Consider the following 21,199-nt stretch of genomic DNA (forward strand, 5'->3'; position numbering starts at 1 on the left):
TTGAGATTTAACGAAGACATAAAAAAAATAATTTGCTTCTTTTTATTTGGTTCATTGCAGCTGTTTTCACAAAGCAGTATGCCAGTTGCGGACCAACTAGCGGAGCAACTGCATAGTCTGGATAAAAATAATTGTTCTGATTTGGTATATATCCAAACCAGCAAAAGCATTTATGAAACAGAAGAGGATGTGTGGTTCAAGGGTTACGTTTTGGATGCGCAATATTTTGCGCCTTCACAGCGAAATAAGACATTGTTTGTTCAATTGATCGAAGACAAAACTGATAAAGTAGTTTGGGAGAAAAAGTATGAGATTGAAAATGGTTTTGTCAACGGCCATTTGTTTTTAGAAAATTCATTGTCTGAAGGAACCTACACTTTGGCAGGCTACAGTTCCAATTCTTTTTCGGGGGCTCAGAAGGAGTTTTATGCCTTAAAGAAGTTAGAAATTGTAAAAACAATAACTCAGAAACCTGTTGCGAAAACTACTGAAAAAGATAGTGTTTTCCATTTTTCAACTTTTGCAGAAGGCGGCCGTTTGGTTTCCGGAATTCAGAGCACCTTGGCATTCAAGGCAGTGAATTCAAAAGGGCTTCCTGTAGAATTTAGCGGTACTTTGTATGAAAATGATATTCCTTTGCAGCATTTCAAAAGCATCCATGCGGGTATGGGAGCACTTGTTTTTACTCCAAACCGTGACAAAAAATACCATATAAAAATTGAAGAGCCTGCGCTTAATAAAGTTTTTCCTATTGGGGAAATTGATGCGAATGGAAAAGGACTTCAATTATTGAGCAATTCCAAAGGTGCCTTGGTCTTTAAGATTTCCCAAAGCGATGCGTTGCCGGAAGAAAAGATATATCTGCGTTTGCAGGTGAGAGGAGTGGTTTATAGTGTAGCAATAGGAATGCTCAAAAAGGATTTGATTATCAAAATTCCTTTGACTGACGTTCCACAAGGTATTGCCGAGGTGACGCTTTTTAATGAAAATGTCATGCCAGTAGCGGAAAGGCTTGTGTATGTAAATGAAGATCAGAAGCTTACCATCAAGACAATGCTTGAGAAAACCACTTATGCTGCCAGAGAACAAGTAAATGTAAAAATAAAAGCAACAGACCAAAACAATCAGCCTATAGTGGCACATTTGGGATTAAGTGTCTATGATGCTTTATATCAGAATAAACAAGATGCAAAGAATATTCAAACGCATTATTTCTTGTCATCGCAATTGAAAGGAACTATATATGATCCGATATATTATTTTGAAGAAAAAAACAAAAACCGAGAACAAGCCTTAAATCTTTTGATGCTTACTCAAGGATGGAGAAATTATGTATGGGATGAAGAGAGTCTAAGAGAAATAGGCAATATTTTCAAACCTATTGTTTTTGATGAGATGAAAGGAAAAGTTCAGTTGAAAAAAGCTGATTCCAAAGTAAAAAATGAATTTCTGCCAAAAGGGATTTCGGTATTTTCTGGCAAGGACGAGAATTTCAATGAATTGATAATAACAGATTCGACAGGAGTTTTCAGCATTCTTCCGACTCATTTGAAATTGGGTGACTATACCTACATGAGATTATTAACTCCCTCAGAATCTAACTATCGTATGAATATAAAAGATTTTTCATTTGACCAAATTGATGGAAATCGTAACGCAAAAACTATTATCTATCCGATATCTGAGATCGAGGTAAAGAAAGTTATTCCCGAAGCGGATTACCAATTTACAAGCCGTGAAGCAATAACTAAGCTTAGTGAGGTTTTGATTACTCAAAAAAAGAAAAAAACAGTGTTTCGGGATAAATACATCGGAAAGCTAGACAGCTTGGCCAGAGCACAGTATTTTACCACTGATTATGTGTGTCATAATACTTTAAATTGTCCTCTTTGGCTTTGCCACAAAGGAGAGAAAAAAAAACCGGTTGAAGGAGAAAGATATGAAACATGGAATGGCTTTAAATGGATTAATGGTGAATGTAGCCCTTATACAATCACTTCTTATGGAAGTATCGTTTATCATTATCCTGATTTGACCGAAGCTGAACTTTTGGATATGTTCAATATTGCGATGGTGGAGGGTTATTATGGAAAGAAAGTATTTTATGAGGCAGTTTATGACAATGTAACCATAACAGATCCTCTTCCTGACTACCGTAATACTTTGTTTTGGAAGCCCGATATCATAACCAATGAACTGGGAGAAGCAACTGTATCCTTTTTTTGTTCGGATATCAGCAGTTTGTTTTTAGGAAATATCGAGGGCGTAAGCGGTGACGGCTTGATTGGAGCCGAAAATATTCAGTTCATGGTCAAGAAGAAATGAGTTGGAATTTAGTTTGGATATTGAAATTAGGAATGCAGAATTGTTCTTCTTCAATATATTTCGGTTTCCAACAATGATAAGTAGAAGAATAGGTCATTTTGTTTCGCAAAAAAACTATTTGGATAGGAAATGTTGTTTCTTATCATGCTATCAGAGATTGATTCTAAATGCACAATATTAACTGGGACTTTGATTACTGTCTTCAAAAGTAGTTACTATACCCTATTAGTTTATATATACGATACCGCCTTATTTTTGAAAGCACTATAGGAAAAATGGGTTAATACGAAATATTTTGTATCATTTCGACAATGTTATAAAAATCGGATTTAAGAGAATAATTATTTAAAAGTAAAATGACAGCAATTAGCAGGAAGGCTTTTCTTATTATCATAATAATATCAGTATTAATATATCTTGGCTTAGTCTGGTTGGGAGTTTTTATTGTATTGCTGGTTTTGATTTTTAGCATATCAATGTTTTGTTTTGATTTAATTCTAAATCAATTCTTAAGAAAATTGGCTAAGAGAATATTTTCGATTCTATTTCTTTTATCTATTGCAGTCTTTGTAAAACTTGTTGTGATTGATATTTATAGAATTCCTAGTGGTTCAATGGAAAACGAATTATATCCAGGCGATGTCGTAGCGGTCAATAAACTGAAATACGGCCCCAGGCTGCCGCAGTCTCCATTTGAGATCCCATTGGTTAATCTTGTTTTTTACATGAATAAAAATGCCCGCTCAAGGATCAAGGAAATCTGGTGGGATTATCACAGATGGAATGGGATTACGGAAATAAAACAAGGCGATATCTTTGTTTTTAATTCGACATGGGACAAGAATTATATTATGATCAAACGCTGTGTTGGTCTTCCAGGAGATTCCCTTGCAATAAAGAAAGGCGAGATCTACACTAATTCCACAATTTTTTTCTCTAATGAAACTGTAAAGGAAAATTGAAGTTTCCGAATCAGAGATAAAAAAAAATTATATCAGATCATGGATTCCTTGCCGATAGACGGATATCTGGATTGCGACTACAAGAAAAGAAATTTGGGAAATGCTGTTTTATCAAAACAAGAGCTTGAACTTCTGGTAAGAAGAAAAGCAATCGACTCCGTGTGCAAGATTATAGATGCATATGGAGATATGGAAAGGCCATTACTAAAAAATTCCTCAGCAAGCAATTGGACTCTGGATGATATGGGGCCGATCATCGTCCCCAAAAAGGGAATGGTAATAAAACTGAACCCGAAAAATCTAATGCTCTATAAATCCATTATTTGCAACATTGAAAAATGCAAATTGTCAGAGAAAGATGGTGCATATTTTATTGATGGCAAAAAAGCGCAAACCTATAAATTTATGTGCAATTATTATTTTATGATGGGAGACAACAGAAAAAGTACAATGGATTCGCGTGTATGGGGATTTTTGCCAGAATCCAATATTATAGGCAAAGTGCAATGCGTTCTGTTTTCCAATAAAAACAGGGAATTCCAGTGGAATAGGTTTTTTAAAATGATTTAATGCCGGAACACCTAAACCATCCATGACGCAGCTATTTGTCTTTCGTGCACCGCGTCAAATTTAATTTTCTGATCGGGAATAAACGTTATTTTTGCTTCAGTCGAGCAACAATTAGAATTTACAATTCTACAATATTTTATGATTTACCAATCATTGTAGTCAGAAGAAGTGTCCCTGTATAATTTTTGATAGTGCTAAAAACTATTATTCATATATTATCATTTCTTTTTCTCAATTAGTCCGCTCCCATAGACAGAAAATGAATTTGTGCAAGTATCACTTGCATAAATTTATTTTATTGTATTGTATTTGTTTCCTTGTTGAATAACAGGTATTTATGCTCTTATTTGTCGTTTTGGAGTTCTCTATATTTGTTCGAGAATGATTTATGGAATAAACCAATTTTTTGCTTTAATGGAGGAGCAATTATATTTGAAAGAATTAAAGCAATAAATTCAGATAATTATGGAAACATTAAACCATTTTAAAATGAGATTTCATTTTCTGAATTTGAACAGTACTTTTAAAAAAAAAATTATAAGTCATAATTTCTCTTCATTCAGGGTGTTCGAATCCTGTTAAAGTATCGAATGACAAATTAGAGATTTGTATTGTTTTTCATGTAAATATATACACTTATGCAATTTAGTGCTATTTTAAAGAAAAAAAATTAAAGCAAAAATGATTCAAAGCCTTCGTATTTAGTAGCATAAATAAAAAATGGCGCCAATTGTCTTCAATTGACGCCATTTGGCTTTTGTGACGGGGACAGGACAAATTACAACATCATTTTTGGATGATTTGAAGAAATTGGCTTTCTATATGTAGTGTCTGTCTTCCATTGGCTTTCTGCATTTGGTTTAGATGTCCTGTTGGGGATTGATGCAAAAATTATAAAAACTCAATTGGTTCATGCTGTAAACTAACATACAATTCTACAAATATTAGGGAGGATTTGCGAAAGATTGTTATACTTTACTGTAGAGTTGTCTTTCTTTGGCTCTACGAATTACTGTCTGGAGTTTAAAAATAAATCTTTTTATTTTTTTATATGGTTGGATAAGTCTTCCTTATATCTTATCCAGAAGAAGTAGTTGAATGGTTAGCTAAACTTATTTAATATTGTCATTAAAATTTTATGGTATAATAGTATCAAGTCGAGAGCAAAAATTGCCATGAGTTGGCATAAGTAGAAAACGATACTTAGACCCAATCTTGAGAGTTAAAGTTGTTGATGTTTAAATACTTGTGTCTAAAATGAATAAAATTAAAAAAAATATTGTAGCTTTAAACTGTATAAAAATGGATATTGTTTATTTCTTATTACAGCATATAAGGTTTCGCCAACATCACTGACAGACTTTAACATCTTGCACTTTGGATTTCTATTCATTTTGACATTTTACTAAATATATTTACGTAAATAGTGAAGGAGAAATGATAAAATATGAAATAATAAAATTTGTAACCACTAATAAATTGCTATTATGAAAAACAAGTTTATTCTTTTACTATTAATTTTGTTAAGCTCAGCCTGCACCAAAAAGACCACAGTAAATGAGTCCGAGAACACAACTGCAAGTGACACTGCAATTTCCAATTTTAAGCCCGCAAATATTCAGGAACAGATTCTATATCAGCGCGGAATAGAAGCTGCTATTTGGGGCATGCCGGCAGTAAATTTTCAGCTGATGGCTGATGCTTTTTTTAAAATCAATGGAAAAGACAATCAGGTCGTAATCTGGCCAAAACTGTTGGACTGGAAAAATCAGACTTTGACTCCAAATCCGGACGTGATTTATTTAATGCCCTTTTTCAATACAGAAAAAACAGGACCAGTTGTGCTTGAAATTCCGCCTGCAGATGGTGGCGTATTTAATGGAAGCATTATGACCTATTGGCAGAATTCTCTTGAAGATGTTGGTCCCGGAGGAGTTGATAAAGGCAAGGGAGGGAAATACTTATTTCTTCCTCCAGGCTATGATAGGGGTAAAATCCCGTCGGGGTATATCCCATTACAGTCAGATACTTATAGAGGTTATGCGCTGTTGAGATCCGTTTTGAAGAGCGGCAGTGCTGAGGATGTAGCCGCTGCTGTTGAGTATTCCAAACGTATAAAGGTTTATCCGTTAAGTGAGGCTTCAAAAAATCCAGCGACTGTTTTTGTGGATGCCAGCGAAAAAGTCTTTGACTCAGCTATTCCATATGATATCAGTTTTTATGAATCCTTAAACAGAATTGTACAATCTGAGCCTTGGCTGGAAAGGGACAGGGCCCAGATTGATATTCTAAAAACGGTTGGCATACAACGAGGAAAATCTTTTAATCCTGATGCTAGAACTAAAGAGATTCTTACAGCATCAGTGAAGGCAGCGAGAGAATGGCTGAATGTCAATCTTGAGGCTATGCCTCCTTTTTATAGAGATACACACTGGGTTTTTCCTGCGACGAAAGATTTTGCTGATAATATTAAAAATAACTATGATGTTGCTGAATCCTATCCAGTAGACAACAGGGGCCTTGTATATATGATCATTTTTTTCAGTGCCAAGCATATTGGAGAATCCCAGTATTATCTGATACAGATTGTCGATAAGCAGGGAAATGTTTTAGATGGAAAAAGTTCTTATAAACTCCACGTGCCTGCCAATGTGCCGGTAAAACAATATTGGTCAATGACGGTTTACAATCGTGAAACCCATACTTTCATTAAAAATGCCAAGCGTGTAGGTCGCTCTTCACAGAGTCCCGGGCTTAAAACCAACAGCGACGGTTCTGTAGACCTTTATTTTGGCCCAGAAGCGCCTGAATCCGGCGAATCGAATTGGATTCCAACGGATCCTAAAGGAAAATTTGAAATTTTAGCACGTTTTTACGGTCCTACTCCGAAGCTGTATGATCAGAGCTGGAAATTAAATGACGTTGAAAAAATCAAATAATTAAGGGGTTATTTTTTAAAATTTTAAGGATGAAGAATAAACTGATTTTGATGATTGCAATTCTTGCACTGGCATCCTGCAATCAGAATAAAGGCGATAAAAATGGAGCATTATCTTCTGAAGAAACTAATGCTGATACTGAAGGCAAATTTTCAGATTCACTGCCTCCTGGCCCAGATGTAAATGTGAAGATTACAGAATCTTATGCAAGACTGGTCGCAAGAGATGCCTATTTCTGGGCATGGCCGATGGAAAACATCTATAACCGCCGCCTTGCTTTCAAGCAGTCGCCTAAAGTCGGCCTTATGAATGGCGTACTGCCATTTGCGCCATTAAATTCTTTGGCAATGCTTCATGATTATATCAAGCCTGAGCAGCGCTGGGTAGCCTGTCCGAATCAGGATGTGGTTTATGGAGCGGCCATTGCCGCCCTTGATGAAACTCCGGTTGTAATTCAGGTTCCGGATTTCGGCGAGCGCTTCTGGGTATATCAGGTGGTGGATCTGCGCACAGATGCTTTTGCGCAGCTTGGGAAGATGTATGGCACGAAGCCTGGGTTTTACATGCTGGCGGGTCCCCAATGGAAAGGAAAGGTGCCTAAAGGAATCACTAAAGTATTCTATAGCAAGACAGGAACAGCCTTTATTGTACCTAGAGTTTTTCAGGATGATACGCCCTCAGATAAAAATGCAGTCCAGGCCATAATTAATTCTATTGATGTCTATGCGCTGGATAAATTTGACGGAAAAATGAAACAGCAGGACTGGAGCAGGCTTCCATCCTTAGGTTCGCCGACAAAAGATGGCGGATCTGAAGAAACGAAATGGGTCTTTCCGGATACCTTTTTCGACCAGCTTGCTGTGGTATTGAAAGACGCACCTCCATTACCCGGCGAGGAAGCTCGTTACGCACAGGTACTGGCTGTAATCGAAGCGGCAAAGAAAGATCCTGCATTGAAAAAAGCGATGATTGAGGAAGCCCATAAGGCAGACAAGGAACTGGTTGATCCATTGCTGCAATTCCGCAATTGGGGAATACCTCTTGCAGGGAACTGGACCACTGCCGATAACTGTGCTGCTTTCGGAACGGATTATTTCACACGTACAGCCATAGCAAAATCCAATATACTGGTAAATGCAGGAAAGGAAACAAAATATTTTTATCAGGATCTCGATTCAAAAGGAGTTAGACTGAATGGTTCTAAACAGTATACCCTGACATTTGCAAAAGGCAACCTCCCGCCTGTAGACGGCTTCTGGTCCCTCACGCTTTATGACGAGTATCACTTTTTCTATCCCAATGCCATAAAACGCTATTCGGTTGGAACCAAAAACAGGGATTTAAAGTATAATGCCGATGGCTCGCTTACCTTATACGTGCAGCATGCGGAGCCGCAAGGGGACAAAAAATCCAATTGGCTGCCAAGCCCTGCAGATGATTTCTGTTTATATTTCAGATGCTACGGCCCAAAGCAGTCCGTTATTAAAAATCAATGGACGCCTCCGTCTGTAGTAAAAATTTAATTTCAGTCAAAAAGAGAAAGTAAAGGAAAAAATTATTTTAAGTTGATTATATAGTAAAAATAAATAAAAAATGGCGCCAATTGTCTTCAATTGGCGCCATTTGGCGTTGTGACGGGGACAGGACAAATTACAACATCATTTTTGGATGATTTGAAGAGATTGGCTTACTATATGTAGTGTCTGTCTTCCATTGGCTATGTAAATTTGGTTTAGATGTCCTGTTGGGGATTGATGTAAAAATCTGTTTAATTCCAAAATAATTCGTAGATAAATATTCTAAGATAATTGTTTATTTAAAAATAGACACATGGAAAATTTATAGCAAAAAGAAATCAAGTATAATTGGGCAAAAAAACAAATGGTTACAATTATCTCAGTAGACTTAATTTAAGAGAAAAGGCAATTAGTGATTCTTTGTCAGTTGATAAAATTCCTAACTTCGTTTTTATTATAATTGCAAAACCAAAATTTGTAAAAAAACTGACTGTAATAATGACTTCGAAATTTATTTTATTTTTTATTTTAACATTAACAACTTGTTTTAGCCAAAATATTACGGATCCTTTGCCAACCGCTGAAAAAGAACTTAATGAATGCATTAAAGCCAATAGCAAGGAAGAGTTAAATTGCAGAAAAGAATACTATCATGAACTTCAGTTCTGGGAAACAGAAGTTTTTAATGCTGTTTTAGAAATTGTTTATGGAAATAGAACTGAAGAAGAAAGAGCAGCATTTGAAAAAAAACAAGCGGAATGGAAAGAGACAACATATTATTATTTTGCAAAGACCATGAAGGAGTTTCAAGTGAAGCATCCTGGTAAATTTGTGTGGGATAATGATTCTGCTTTAAAACTCGATGCCAGAATCTTTTATCAAAAAAATGCCAAATATTATACAGATAGGATTTCTTATTTATTAAGTTTAGTAAAAAAGAAATAAAGGTTGTCAGACAAAATTTACTAATTTTAAAAAATAAAAAGGTTGTTAATTACAAATAGCTATTCATCAAAAAAGAGTAAAAAACAGAGAATTTATTTTACTGTATTCTCATTTATTTTGCCTTTTTTCAATACAATCTTGGCTCAAGATGCAAATAAATACACATTAATTCCTGATATTAATTTTGAAAAAGCTTTAAGGGATTCTGGTTATGATGATGGTGTACCAGACGGAAAAGTTCTTACTGCTGATATTGCAAAAGTAACGGAACTTCATCTTAGAAATCGTGATATAAAAGATTTAACCGGTATAAATGATTTTGTTTCATTAAAGAAACTAATTTGTTTAGAAAATAAGCTAACCAAGTTGGATTTATCTGATAATTTGGCATTAACCACTTTGAATTGTGAAGAAAACAAATTAACCATATTGAATATTAGCAGAAATGAAGCTCTGATATCTTTGAATTGTTCAAATAACAGGATAACTGCATTAGATTTAAAGCAAAGTGTGAAATTGACATCTTTAAGTTGTGAGAGAAATCAATTAGATGAACTAGATGTTTCTAAAAATATAAGTTTGCGTGAATTGCGATGCGGAAAAAATAAATTAATTTCCTTAGATATAAGCAGAAATATAGTTTTAGCTAATTTTTACTGCAATACCAATCAGTTAAAGACATTAGATTTATCACATAATATTAATTTGATGTCATTCGGATGTTCTGAAAATCAAATAACAGATATAGATCTTTCGGCAAATCTTTATTTGTCGAATTTTTCTTGTAGTAATAATCCATTGAACAAGTTAGATCTAACACATAATATTTATTTGAGTTATTTAGTTTGTATGAATACGCCATTGACCAACTTGGATTTAAGCAAAAATATTGCTTTGAATAAAGCGTATTTAGACGAAAATAAACTGAACTCTCTTGATGTCTCAAAAAATATAAATTTAACGTACTTGAGCTGCTATAAAAATCAGCTGGTTAGATTAAATGTATCCAACGCTCCATTAAACGAATTGGTTTGTTATAGCAACAAGTTGGTTGCCCTTGATGTAAGCCAAAATCCATTATTGCTCAGTTTGACTTGTTCAAACAATCAGTTGGTTAGTTTGGATATTTCGCAAAACCCGAAAATATATGCGCTCTATTGCAACTCAAATTCACTTACGAGTTTGAATATTAGTAATGGAAACAATCAAAACCTGAATTTTCATGCCTATTTTAATCCCAACCTTAAATGTATTCAAACGGACAAAAATATAGTTCCTCATTTTAACTGGCGGAAAGATGGAATCGCTAATTATAGCTCAAATTGTAAATAAATAACTTATTAAGTAAGAAATTTACGAATTTTTTAGTTTTTGAATTAACACTTTGTCACAATAAATATATTATGAAAATTAAAAATATAGTAATACTAATTTTAATATTGCCTTTTTTTTCTTTTAAGTCATTTGCAAATAAGAGAGAAGGAAAAATAACGGCTGACCTTTCTCCAATTAAAAATTATTTTGATCATGTCGTAATAAAAATGACAGGCTATGCAGAATTTGGAGATTCTGTCGAGACAATTGATACCATAAAGGCTATAGGAGGGAAATTTGAGTATCATTTTTCTGTACCGGAAACAAGAATGACAACTATTGTGCTGTTAAAAAATAATGAAGAAATAACTGATCTTGCAGTCAAAGACGCAGCGCTTTCTGAGGAGTATGGCTATGATGGAGAGTTTTTAGTTGGAAACGAGGATATAAAACTCAGTTGTACCTATCCCGAGTGGCTTGGAATGCCTTATGTTCAAGTTTCCTCTATAGGTTTAAAAGAGCACAAGTTGTACAGTTGGTTGAATACACATGATTTAAATTATCACTATGTAAATAAAGATTTTATTAAAAAACATCCTGATAGTTACAGTGTATTGCAGGCCGTTTATTTTCAAAGAGGAAGTTTGCAAACGGATGATATCGCTAGCATGATCGAATTGTTTTCTGATGAATTGAAACATTCTGGAAGTTATGCTGCCATAAAAAAATACCTAAGTAAAATAAAAATGCTGCAAAAAGGTGAATTTGCAACAAGCTTTAATTGGTTTGATGTGAATGGGGTTGCACATGATTTTAAATCGGTTTTAAATGGCAAAAAATACGTGCTAGTTGTTTTCTGGTCAAGTGATTGCGAGTCGTGCAGGTATGAGGTCAAATTTGCAAAAAATATAGAACAGCGATATGGAGATAAAGTCAGCATCGTTTATTTAAGTATTGACACTGATTTTCAAAAATGGAAACAAGCAGTTGAAGAAGAAAAAATGACTTGGTATAATTTGTCAGGACTTCCAAACAGTAAAAAGACCGTCGCAGAAAATTATTATACTGATTACGCTCCAGAATTTCTATTACTTGACACCGAAGGAAAATCATTAATGCCGAATAGCTGCCATCTATTTTTTGAAATTGAAAGTTTCTTTAAAAACGAATTGAATCTTTCCAAATAGATATAGGAAATTAAAAACTGGAATTAATTGTTTTTTTGCCTGATTAAGCAGCAAGCAGTAATCGAAGATTGGAGCTATTGAAATGCTATTTAAATTAGTGTAGGTATGCTTAAATGTTTTTTAGGAGCTCTTCCCGCTATACGTTTCAATCTTTTGTGCCAAACCCCGACACAAAAGGATTTTCACTGCTATCGGGGCTAGGGTCGCTATGAAGTCCTGTTTCTTCTTTTGAGAACTGATAGTCCAACCCCATTGTTGCATTAAAAAATCATTGGCAATTCAATGCTGATTCGACAAGTTATTCTCCTGAAAGCAGAGTTTTTTTTTTTTTTGAAATAGAAGATACGGCAGAATCTTTCTGAGCCTTGCACTGATTTTTCAATTGTGCAAGTATCGCTTGCACAATTACATGGTATCGCATTGGCCGCTTGGTTTATTTTTAGTTCTGATTTCTCTATAGAAAATGCACCCTAGATAGGTTAATAGCTTGATTAAAAACAATAAAAAAAAATGGCGCCAATTGTCTTAAATTGGCGCCATTTGGCTTTTGTGGTGACGGGGACAGGACAAATTTCAACATCATTTTTGGATGATTTGAAGATATTGGCTTACTATATGTAATGTCTGTCTTCCATTGGCTTTATGAATTTGGTTTGGATGTCCTATTAGGGATTGATCGAAAAATCTATTTGATTTCTCCAATGTTTTAAAAGAAAATGATAATTTAATTTAGTTAAAACTTAAGCATAAAAATTTTGTAGCAAAAAAGCTGTTGGATTATATATAAACAGGAATTATGCAAATAAAGCAGTGTTAACAGGGCAAGCTAGTATTATTATATAAAAATTTGATTATAAAAATAAAAAAATATATAATTTAGCAATACTATGCATAATAATGACGAAATATTGAGTGGCAGAATACCAGTTCCTGATGAATTTCAAGAGGTGTTTTCTCATTTTTATTTTGCTGAAAACTATTCAGCTGCGACCATTACCAAGACGCTGATACCGTCATACCAAACCATTATGATCTTCAGTTTTGGGTTAAATGCATATATCCACTCTGATGCTATTGAAAAAATTGAAGTCGACAAATGTATTGTGGTGGGGCCAATTAAAAAAGCCTTCGATTACTCGCTTCCCCCCGCAAACAAGATTTTGGTTGCCAATTTTAAAGATGATGCATTCTATCGTTTTTTTGGAGCTGCTGCCATAGCCGAGCATCTGCCTATTGATCCCAATTCGCTGCTGGAAGAGAACTGTTTTACAGCCTTGTGGCATAAGCTTGATGAGCTTAACGATAAAGAAAAACAAGTGCACTATATCCTAGAATTCTGCAGACCATATCTGAGAGCTCGCAACACTATAGCAGAACAGTTAATAGACCTTAAGGATACATCATACAATGCAATAAAAAAAGTCGCTGCGCACGAAAATCAGAGTGAGCGCACTATACAGCTCAACCACAAAAAGCATTTGGGCTATTCTGCCAAGGAGATAAGCCGTTACCAACGTTTTCTGAAAGCCATTAAGATGATACAAAATATCGCAAGCAAGGCAACTAAAGACGATTGGTTCGAAATTATTGATCAATGCGGTTATTACGACCAGAGCCAATTGATCAACGATTTCAAGTATTATTTAAATTTAAGCCCTACCAAATACCTCAAATTGCAGCGCAGTATCTGCAATCCCATAAGCTAGCTTTCGTTTTCTTCCAATTTTTCCCGATTTCTGCGATTTAAATTTGTCCTATCAATTTAAAATCACAGAAAGATGAAACATTTAATTATTTATGCGCACCCAAATCCTTACAGCTTAAATGCACAATTCAAAAATGCATTGGCTAATCACCTTCATGATCATGAAGTAATCTTAAGAGACTTAAATGAACTTAATTTTAATCCCGTGCTATCACTAGAAGATATGGCGGGCCAGAGAAAAGGAGAAGTTGCAGACGATGTAAAAGCAGAACAAGAGTTGATTATTTGGGCAGATTGCATCACATTTATATATCCTATCTGGTGGACTGGCCTGCCTGCCATTATGAAAGGTTATGTTGACCGTGTTTTTAGCTATGGATTTGCCTATCGTTATGATCAGGGAATACAAAAGGGGCTACTTACAGGAAAAAAAGCGGTAATTATTAATACACATGGTAAATCACACGAGGAGTACAACGCAATCGGTATGGACAGAGCGTTGGAATTGACTTCTGATAAAGGCATTTATTCGTACTGTGGGTTTGAAATAAAAAAGCATCTCTTTTTTGACCGAGCGGATCGTGTGACACCAGAAATGGCTGAAAAATGGATTGATGAGATAGTCTCTGTATACTGAACAACTAAAAAAAAAAAGAGGTTATGTACACAGCAATTGACTCAGATGAAATGTTAAGGAGATACATTATTGAAGCCGACAAGCTTAAGATTGAACAGGGAATCATTTTAATTCCTGATGTGAGCGGTTTTACCAATTTTGTATCAAGTATATGCATAGAGGCGGGTAGATATATTATGCGTGAGCTGCTTATGTCGATAATACAGAGCAATACGTTGGGTCTTGAAATTTCAGAAGTAGAGGGCGATGCGGTCCTGTTTTACAAGTTTTGCAATAATCCAACAATTGAGCAGATCGTCACACAATATGAGTTGATGTTAAAGAACTTTAGAGAAAAACTTGAGCTCATTGAAGAATTAATTGAGAGAAAGCTGGATGTATCATTAAAACTAATTGCCCATTACGGAAGCTTTACGCAATATACTATAGGTAATTTTAGCAAGCTATATGGGGATGCCGTAGTACAATCACACGCCTTATTGAAAAATACAGTCCAAAGCGATACTTATTTGCTGCTTACAAAAGAATTATTGCAGTTTTCTAAGGACTATCAAGGTATGAAACACCCAACGTCTTATACTTACATAGATTATAAAATAAAGTAATGATTTAAAGGGATTCCTAAATTACTCCCCATGACAGCTTATCCGCTAAAAGCTAATATGCTGCAAAAAGATAACAGAATTTAAAACAAAATTAAAATGAAAAATTAAAATGAAAAATTAATCTATAGTGTCATGCTGCTATTAGCAGCCATCGCTTTGGCCATAGCAGGCTTGGAGAATGAGCAGAATCGATCAATGGCCGCAATGGCATACAGATGTTGAGTCAACGAAGCTCAATGGAGCCTTTCAGCCTGGATCAACTTTCGATTGGAAATCAGGAGGCCTGAACATTCGTTCAACTTTACATACCGTCATGCCTAATAGTAAAAAGGATGGTCGCGTAAAGCATTCGTCGCTGGACAGATGGCTTTTAAACTTAAAGAAAGAATCTGAAAAACAATAAAATAAACATCAATTTAATTAATTTAGAAAATGGAACAGTCAGCAAAAAAAGAATTCGACAAATCAGAGTACAATCCAGTAGTATTTAGAAGCTATAAAATTTTTAAAAAGTTAATAAAATATAGCTTTTATATCCTCCTGATCTACTTTGCATATGAGGGTTTTATGCAATGGGATTAAACAATGGAAAAGTCATCGGCAAAATTGTTGATGGCTTTTTATCTATTTTATTATATAAACAGTCCTGAACTGTGGATGTACTTATAGCTCCTGCCTTTGTTTTTCATTGATTCTTTTTCGATAAATGGACGAAAGGAATTATGGTTAATTTGACATAAAAAAAAGCGCCAATTGTCCTCAATTGGCGCCATTTAGCTTAGTGACAGGGACAGGACAAATTTCAACATCTTTTTTGGATGATTTAAAGAAATTGGCTTGCTATATTTGGTGTCTGTCTTTCATTTGTAAATTTGGTTTAGATGTTCTTTCGGGTATTGATTGAAAATATATTTAATTTCCCAAATAATATTTTAATAATTATTGTTTTCAAATAAGCATTAGTTAAATAGGTAACTTTACCTGTTTTTTTATACTTTTCAGATTTTATCAATACAATTCTGGATGTATCTACCGCCAAAAGAAATAAATCAAAGGTTTTCTTTTTTCTAATGCCGTATCCCGGAGAACTTTTCCAGCTGTCCGGGATCTAACATCAAAGGATGATAACGGAATTTTTTTTTGACTCTCGTTAAGACTGCACCTGATTTGAAGTTTCAGGCAAGTCTTCTCTTTTGCCTGATGGCTTATCTGTATTTGATATTTATGCTTATTATATCAGAAGCCAGGTCATTGGATCTATTGTAATGGCCGTAGCGTATCTCCAGTGTATTCCAGTGTTTCAGTCCAAAAATACCGTCAGGCGGGGTAAATTTTAACCCCATTCCCACAAAACTGCTGTTGAATTTCGATAAGTCATAGTTGCTAGTGTAATACTCATCAGCGGCAGTATGTTCGCCGTATGGTTTGAAATACTTAGCCGCACTCTGAGAGTAATACCTGTAGAACGGGCTGAGCGAAAAAGCCTGGGTCAGTTTTACAGGAATTTCAAGATCAGCAGTATGCGCTTTTAGATTCCAGTCATCGGTATAATAGCGGTAATAGGCCCTTATGATGATGTTGTCCCCCATAAAATAGCTGGCCCTGATTCCGAGAGGAATTTTAAAACGCGTATCGGGCATTTTTTCCTGATGCACTGAGCCGTCTGCAAAATAAACCCTGTGGAAGGGAAGGCTTAAATACCCATTCTGGCTGATTACATCCCCGACAAGCATTACCTGAAGCCTTTGATTGATAACCTGTGAGTAGCTCAAGGTTCCGGCAAAGGTGTTTCTGTTGGCACTGTCATAACCTTCACTGCCAGGATCTCTAAGCTCTATAGGCTCAATAAGCTTCAGCTGGTCGATAAAAGTCTGGAAGCGTGCCGTAAACTCTCCGTTCCTGTCTTTTGTTTTCTGAGAAAAACTGATGTTTCCCCCAAAGGACTGGTAGTCAAACTCAGTGGAAGAAGAAACGCCAATACCAATAGTGCGGCCTTTCTGTTCGTTCTCTCTAAGATAGGTCAGCGATGGATAAAACCTGTTATCTGATGAAGAGGCTGAAGAGTTGGCACTCAGGTCGATCATATCAGAAGAGGCAGAGGTATAGTGGTCAATTCCCGCTTCGATGTCAAAGGTATGCTTGATGCCTGTCTGCCCATATTTGATCAGTCTGACATCAATGGTGTTGGCAATATCGGTAAGCTTCTGGGTTCCGATTCCTCCAGTTACGGCGGAATGATCGCCATTCTGGCTGTAATAGCTCGATACGAGATTTACCTCTTCAACTTTAAGCTTTCTGCTTTTATAGCCTGTAGAATCAGCTGGGATATCCTGCGCTCTTGACTGGAACAATGCCAGCAACGCTGCTCCTGTAAGAAATACTCTTTTCATCTTTAATAAGGCATAAAATTAATTGCATCCGCAGCCTCCGCCGCTTTTTCCTGCATTTGCCCCGGAAGCTCCTTCTCGGTAGGATTGGAAACTGAGTTCCGTTTTTTCGATTTTCCTGTTCGAAAGCAACATTTCAGAATCGTTGAGTTTTCCTTTCTGGTATTCCTTTACACTGGTACAGGAACCAAGCAGCAGGCCCGCAAGAGCGGCACTGCATAACAATGCGAGATTTTTTTGCGTTAGCTTTTTCATTTCAGATTAATGTTTTTGGATGTGTAGATCTTATTGCTCTCGTCAATTATAATACAATATAAATCAGAAATCTGATCTATTAGGAATAATCCAGCCCTGATGCCCATAACAGCTATGGGTGTAGCCATGGCATCTGCAAATTCCGCGTTTGAGGCAATAATAGTGACGCTTTTTATTCCTCTTATCGGAAGGCCTGTTTTTGGGTCAATTGTATGCGAATATTTTTTGCCGTCTATAGTTATGTACTTTTCATAGTTTCCCGAAGTGGCCACCGCTTTGTCGGATATCTCCATGTAGGAGAATGCGGCATTGGGAGAGTCCGGATCTGCCACTCCGATTGTCCACTTCCGGCCGTCGGGTTGCAGCCCCCAAGCAGAAAGGTCGCCGCTGGCATTAATGATGCCGCTTTGCACGCCCCGCTTAAGCAAGACCTGTTTGGCCATTTCGGCGGCATATCCTTTTCCGATTCCTCCAAAACCTATCCTCATCCCTTTTTCCCTTAGAAAGACAGTCGTGTTTTCCCTGTCAAGGATGATGTTTCGGTAATCGATCAGATGCACCATCTTTTTTGCAGTCTGCACATCGGGCAATTTGGTCATGGCCCTGTCAAAATTCCAAAGGCTTTTGTCTATGCTTCCATAGGAAATGTCAAAGGCGCCCTGGGTGATCTTTGAAATGCCGATGGACCTTTCGATGAGGTTGAAGACTTCCAGATCGACTTCAACTGGCCTGATTCCTGCATTCTCATTTATGAGATTGGTCTGGCTGTCTTCTTTGTAAGTAGTCAGAAGTTTTTCAATCCGCCTGATTTCTTCAATAGCCAGGCTGATATTCTCATTTCCTGTTTTCTCATTATGTGCGACAACCGTAATGGTAAAGCTGTTGCCCATGAGTTTTAGGGACTGGGAATATTTTTTATTTTCAGATATGTTATTTTCGGCTCTCACAGATCGCTTTTATTTCGGCTGTCCACTCATCAGGAGTCGTTTCCGGTTTTCCATGCCAGGTTTTGATTACCTTGCCATCTGCGCCCAAAAGAAGCGTAAGAGGAAAACTTCCTTCCTTATTATAAATTTCGGCTAAATCCTCGTTTCGCTTTACCTGCTCTGGAGTTCCAATATTTTTCTTTTTTCTTGGAAAATCAGCATTGACAAGTACTAAGTTTTCATTTGCCATAGCAGTAAAAACTGCGCTTTCTAGATAGTTCTTGCGCGTCACGATACAAGGTCCGCACCAGTCAGAACCCGAGAAATTCAAGAGGATTAATTTGTGTTTTTCTTTTGCAGTTTTTTTTGCATTATTAAAGTCAGGTTCCCAGTTTATGGAAAGCGTCATTGTCAGTGCAAGGAATATAGTTATTAATTTCATTTTTTCTTTTTTTGGTATATACGAAATAACGAATATGTATGGATCTTATTTTTTCGATTTTCTTAATATTAGATTAATTTTTTTAGGTGATTTTGAGCCTTGTTTTCTTGTTTTAAGCAGTCTGGACTCCAAAAATATATCCGACCAGGGCTGAGGCGGCCATAGCAAAAGTACCCCAGATGCAGATCCGAAGGACTGATTTAAGGATATTTGAGCCTCCCGCCTTAGCGGCAAGAATCCCTGAGAAAGCCAGGAAAAGAATGGAAAAGGCATATTGGCAGAAAATCATGTCTTTAATGGGGGCAAAAAATGCTACCAGCAGGGGAAGAAAACCTCCAATAATAAAAGATACCGCCGATGCAAATGCAGCTGCTAGAGGATTGGCCTGCGTGATTTCGTTGATCCCCAATTCATCCCTTGCATGTGCTTCAAGGGCGTCATGAGCCATCAATTCTGAGGCCACCTGCCTAGCCAGTTCTTCATTCAGCCCCCTTCGTATATAAATCTTCGCTAATTCTTCAAGTTCCTCTTGCGGCATATTCTGCAGTGCCAATTTTTCCCTTTCGAGATCAGCTGATTCAACATCTGATTGCGAACTGACCGATACATATTCCCCGGCAGCCATGGACAGCGCGCCTGCAACCAGTCCAGCAACTGCAGCAAGCAGAACAGGCTCTCTGGCTGTGCTTGCCGCTGCGACGCCAATCGTAAGACTGGTGGTCGAAAGTATCCCATCATTGGCTCCAAGTACTGCCGCCCGGAGCCAGCCGCTTCTGTTAATATAATGAACCTCAGATTCCATAATTTTTATTTAGCAGTTTTACCCAGTCACGGTCTTCAGAGGTTTTCTGCGTGCCGCCAAAATTGTTTTTACACTGTTTATTTTTTTATCTATGCCTGTAAGGGCTCTCTGCACATGGTCTTTATCAGCAATGCTCATTTTAGCCGGCTTGAAATTCATAATAAAATTAACTTAAATCCTTTTTGGATATGAGAATAATACCATTAGAATGATTCTAAATTTAATAGGAAATTATATTTATATTGTATATCGTTCTTTGTTAGCCCAAAATTAAAAGGAAGATTCCTACTGCTGTGTGAGATTTCAGCAAAAAAAGAATGCCTTATGAAGTGCTCTTTCAATATACCCGGCTAGCCTGTTTTGCCTGCCTGCCTGCCTGACTGCGTGAAAATGCTGACTGGCACTAGATGGAACAGGATTGAGGCGCAGGATAAACATGCGGTCTGTTTTACGCAGACCCAAATGGAGCAGTTCAGGGCTTTTATGGAGATATATCGACTAAATTTCCCTGGACTGCATTATTTTTGAAAAAAGCCTGCAGATAAAATCATTTTTCAAATAATCCATCCTTTTCCCATTGCTTGACTATATCTATAGTTTCCTGGGGCATTCTTGGGCCTCCTTTAGGCATCAGCACACTATTGCCGTTTTCCAGGGAAATTCGGATAATGAGGCTTCGTTTTAAAACAGCATCTTTGACTTGGGCATATGTGACAAGAGATATAGGGGCACCGTTTGTAGGAACCGCTGCATGGCAGACAATGCAGTTATTGTCAATAATTGATTTTACATCCTTGTCATATGTTACTGATCCGGCAGGCGCGGTGGTGTTCATTGGAGCGGAGGAATCATCATTTGAGCAGCCTGCAAGGATTATGGCGGCTAATAAAACGGAACATGCTTTTTGTAGTTTCATAACGTGTTTTTTTAGTTTACAAAGCAGACATGATTTTCATCTCAAGGAATGCTTTTCACCTATATACGTCAAAATTTATTTTACAGATTTTAAGAAGTACTTTTTTTATCCATTCAAATTCAGATTAAGACTTTTACTGGCTGTATAAAAAATAGAGCGTGAGGGATGCTGTTTTTACCCATAGCTGATGCTGGGGAAAATATTCAAACTATTTAAAATAATTCTAAACTAAAGTTTTCTTTTTACTTGTTAAAACCATCCTAAAAAAGTTTCCGTATATGATCTTAAATCTAACCGATATAAAAATCACGTATGAAAATCAACAAGTACATCAAAAAAGCACTTTGGATCGCAATGGGAATTACGGTCCTATTTTCGGCAATTCTTCTTTTCCATATCATTACTGCCAAGCCTGCGGTTTATGACACTCCAAACCTGCAGGTAAGCCGCATTGATTTCAAGCAAGCTATCGATTCTGCGCAGGCCATACAGATTTGCGCTGATCTGAGATCCATTAAAGGGCTGACCTCAGATTCCATCATTATCAAGAGAAACGTAGTGGTTTATTTCCATAATAACAGAATCACAAATTCGAAAAAGGTCTATGCGCAGCTGATGGCCAAAAGGCATTATGATGCCCAGCCTTATATACTGCCTGAAAATCTGGCTTCCAAAGAAGTTTGTCCTATGGACCAAAACAGTCTGGGCTATAAGTTGTCCCAGAAGATCAATCATTTTTTTAATTAACCCTTTAAATATAATTGT

The 21,199-nt window shown here is 36.5% G+C and carries 18 protein-coding genes; 12 read left to right on the top strand and 6 right to left on the bottom strand.

All coding sequences use genetic code 11. The features are described 5' to 3' along the window. From SCB73_RS16635 to SCB73_RS16685, 11 genes are all read left to right on the top strand, one after another. Positions 1-2,325 carry a hypothetical protein gene (locus tag SCB73_RS16635; RefSeq protein WP_320567326.1) on the top strand — a complete coding sequence of 775 codons (2,325 nt, stop codon included), beginning with the start codon at positions 1-3 and terminating at the stop codon, positions 2,323-2,325. A 356-nt stretch (positions 2,326-2,681) separates the two neighbouring features. Continuing rightward, positions 2,682-3,287 (top strand): signal peptidase I, encoded by a 606-nt coding sequence (gene lepB, locus SCB73_RS16640; RefSeq protein ID WP_320567327.1) that lies wholly within the window; start codon positions 2,682-2,684, stop codon positions 3,285-3,287. A 93-nt stretch (positions 3,288-3,380) separates the two neighbouring features. Next, the gene (locus tag SCB73_RS16645; protein WP_320567328.1) at positions 3,381-3,857 is read left to right on the top strand and encodes a S26 family signal peptidase; all 477 of its coding nucleotides are present in this window, start codon (positions 3,381-3,383) and stop codon (positions 3,855-3,857) included. Positions 3,858-5,377: 1,520 nt separating this feature from the next. Further along, positions 5,378-6,796 (top strand): DUF1254 domain-containing protein, encoded by a 1,419-nt coding sequence (locus SCB73_RS16650; protein ID WP_320567329.1) that lies wholly within the window; start codon positions 5,378-5,380, stop codon positions 6,794-6,796. Positions 6,797-6,825: 29 nt separating this feature from the next. Next, positions 6,826-8,319 carry a DUF1254 domain-containing protein gene (locus tag SCB73_RS16655; protein ID WP_320567330.1) on the top strand — a complete coding sequence of 498 codons (1,494 nt, stop codon included), beginning with the start codon at positions 6,826-6,828 and terminating at the stop codon, positions 8,317-8,319. Between the two features lie 342 nt (positions 8,320-8,661). Continuing rightward, positions 8,662-9,258 (top strand): hypothetical protein, encoded by a 597-nt coding sequence (locus SCB73_RS16660; protein WP_320567331.1) that lies wholly within the window; start codon positions 8,662-8,664, stop codon positions 9,256-9,258. 42 nt (positions 9,259-9,300) lie between these two features. Next, a complete protein-coding gene (locus tag SCB73_RS16665) occupies positions 9,301-10,590 on the top strand; it encodes a leucine-rich repeat domain-containing protein (protein WP_320567332.1) in 1,290 nt (429 codons plus the stop codon). Positions 10,591-10,661: 71 nt separating this feature from the next. After that, the gene (locus tag SCB73_RS16670) at positions 10,662-11,759 is read left to right on the top strand and encodes a TlpA family protein disulfide reductase (RefSeq protein WP_320567333.1); all 1,098 of its coding nucleotides are present in this window, start codon (positions 10,662-10,664) and stop codon (positions 11,757-11,759) included. Positions 11,760-12,646: 887 nt separating this feature from the next. Beyond that, a complete protein-coding gene (locus SCB73_RS16675) occupies positions 12,647-13,465 on the top strand; it encodes a helix-turn-helix domain-containing protein (RefSeq protein WP_132991103.1) in 819 nt (272 codons plus the stop codon). A 72-nt stretch (positions 13,466-13,537) separates the two neighbouring features. Then, the gene (locus SCB73_RS16680) at positions 13,538-14,101 is read left to right on the top strand and encodes an NAD(P)H-dependent oxidoreductase (RefSeq protein WP_132991102.1); all 564 of its coding nucleotides are present in this window, start codon (positions 13,538-13,540) and stop codon (positions 14,099-14,101) included. A gap of 23 nt (positions 14,102-14,124) precedes the next feature. Beyond that, entirely contained in the window at positions 14,125-14,706 is a 582-nt protein-coding gene (locus tag SCB73_RS16685; protein WP_132991101.1) for a DUF2652 domain-containing protein, read from the top strand. 1,205 nt (positions 14,707-15,911) lie between these two features. On the opposite strand, the gene SCB73_RS16690 is transcribed toward SCB73_RS16685, so the two are convergent. The 6 genes from SCB73_RS16690 to SCB73_RS16715 all read right to left on the bottom strand — a co-directional run bounded on the left by SCB73_RS16690 (position 15,912) and on the right by SCB73_RS16715 (position 20,434). Continuing rightward, positions 15,912-17,096: a DUF3570 domain-containing protein gene (locus SCB73_RS16690; protein ID WP_132991100.1), complete on the bottom strand. Its 1,185-nt coding sequence runs from the start codon at positions 17,094-17,096 to the stop codon at positions 15,912-15,914. A gap of 18 nt (positions 17,097-17,114) precedes the next feature. Further along, positions 17,115-17,348, bottom strand: coding sequence for a DUF4266 domain-containing protein (locus SCB73_RS16695; protein ID WP_132991099.1), 234 nt, complete (start codon positions 17,346-17,348; stop codon positions 17,115-17,117). After that, on the bottom strand, positions 17,345-18,295 hold the full coding sequence (locus tag SCB73_RS16700; RefSeq protein ID WP_320567334.1) for an FAD:protein FMN transferase: 951 nt from the start codon (positions 18,293-18,295) through the stop codon (positions 17,345-17,347). The genes SCB73_RS16695 and SCB73_RS16700 overlap by 4 nt, the downstream gene beginning before the upstream one ends. Then, positions 18,279-18,716 carry a thioredoxin family protein gene (locus SCB73_RS16705; RefSeq protein WP_320567335.1) on the bottom strand — a complete coding sequence of 146 codons (438 nt, stop codon included), beginning with the start codon at positions 18,714-18,716 and terminating at the stop codon, positions 18,279-18,281. Before SCB73_RS16705 ends, SCB73_RS16700 begins: the two co-directional genes overlap by 17 nt. Positions 18,717-18,828: 112 nt before the next feature. Then, positions 18,829-19,518, bottom strand: coding sequence for a VIT1/CCC1 transporter family protein (locus SCB73_RS16710; RefSeq protein WP_320567336.1), 690 nt, complete (start codon positions 19,516-19,518; stop codon positions 18,829-18,831). 547 nt (positions 19,519-20,065) lie between these two features. After that, a complete protein-coding gene (locus SCB73_RS16715) occupies positions 20,066-20,434 on the bottom strand; it encodes a hypothetical protein (RefSeq protein ID WP_132991098.1) in 369 nt (122 codons plus the stop codon). Between the two features lie 312 nt (positions 20,435-20,746). Between SCB73_RS16715 and SCB73_RS16720 the strand changes: the two genes are divergently transcribed. Next, a complete protein-coding gene (locus SCB73_RS16720; protein WP_320567337.1) occupies positions 20,747-21,181 on the top strand; it encodes a hypothetical protein in 435 nt (144 codons plus the stop codon). Positions 21,182-21,199: the final 18 nt, after the last annotated feature.

Source organism: Flavobacterium sp. KACC 22761, from assembly GCF_034058155.1.
GTDB lineage: Bacteria > Bacteroidota > Bacteroidia > Flavobacteriales > Flavobacteriaceae > Flavobacterium.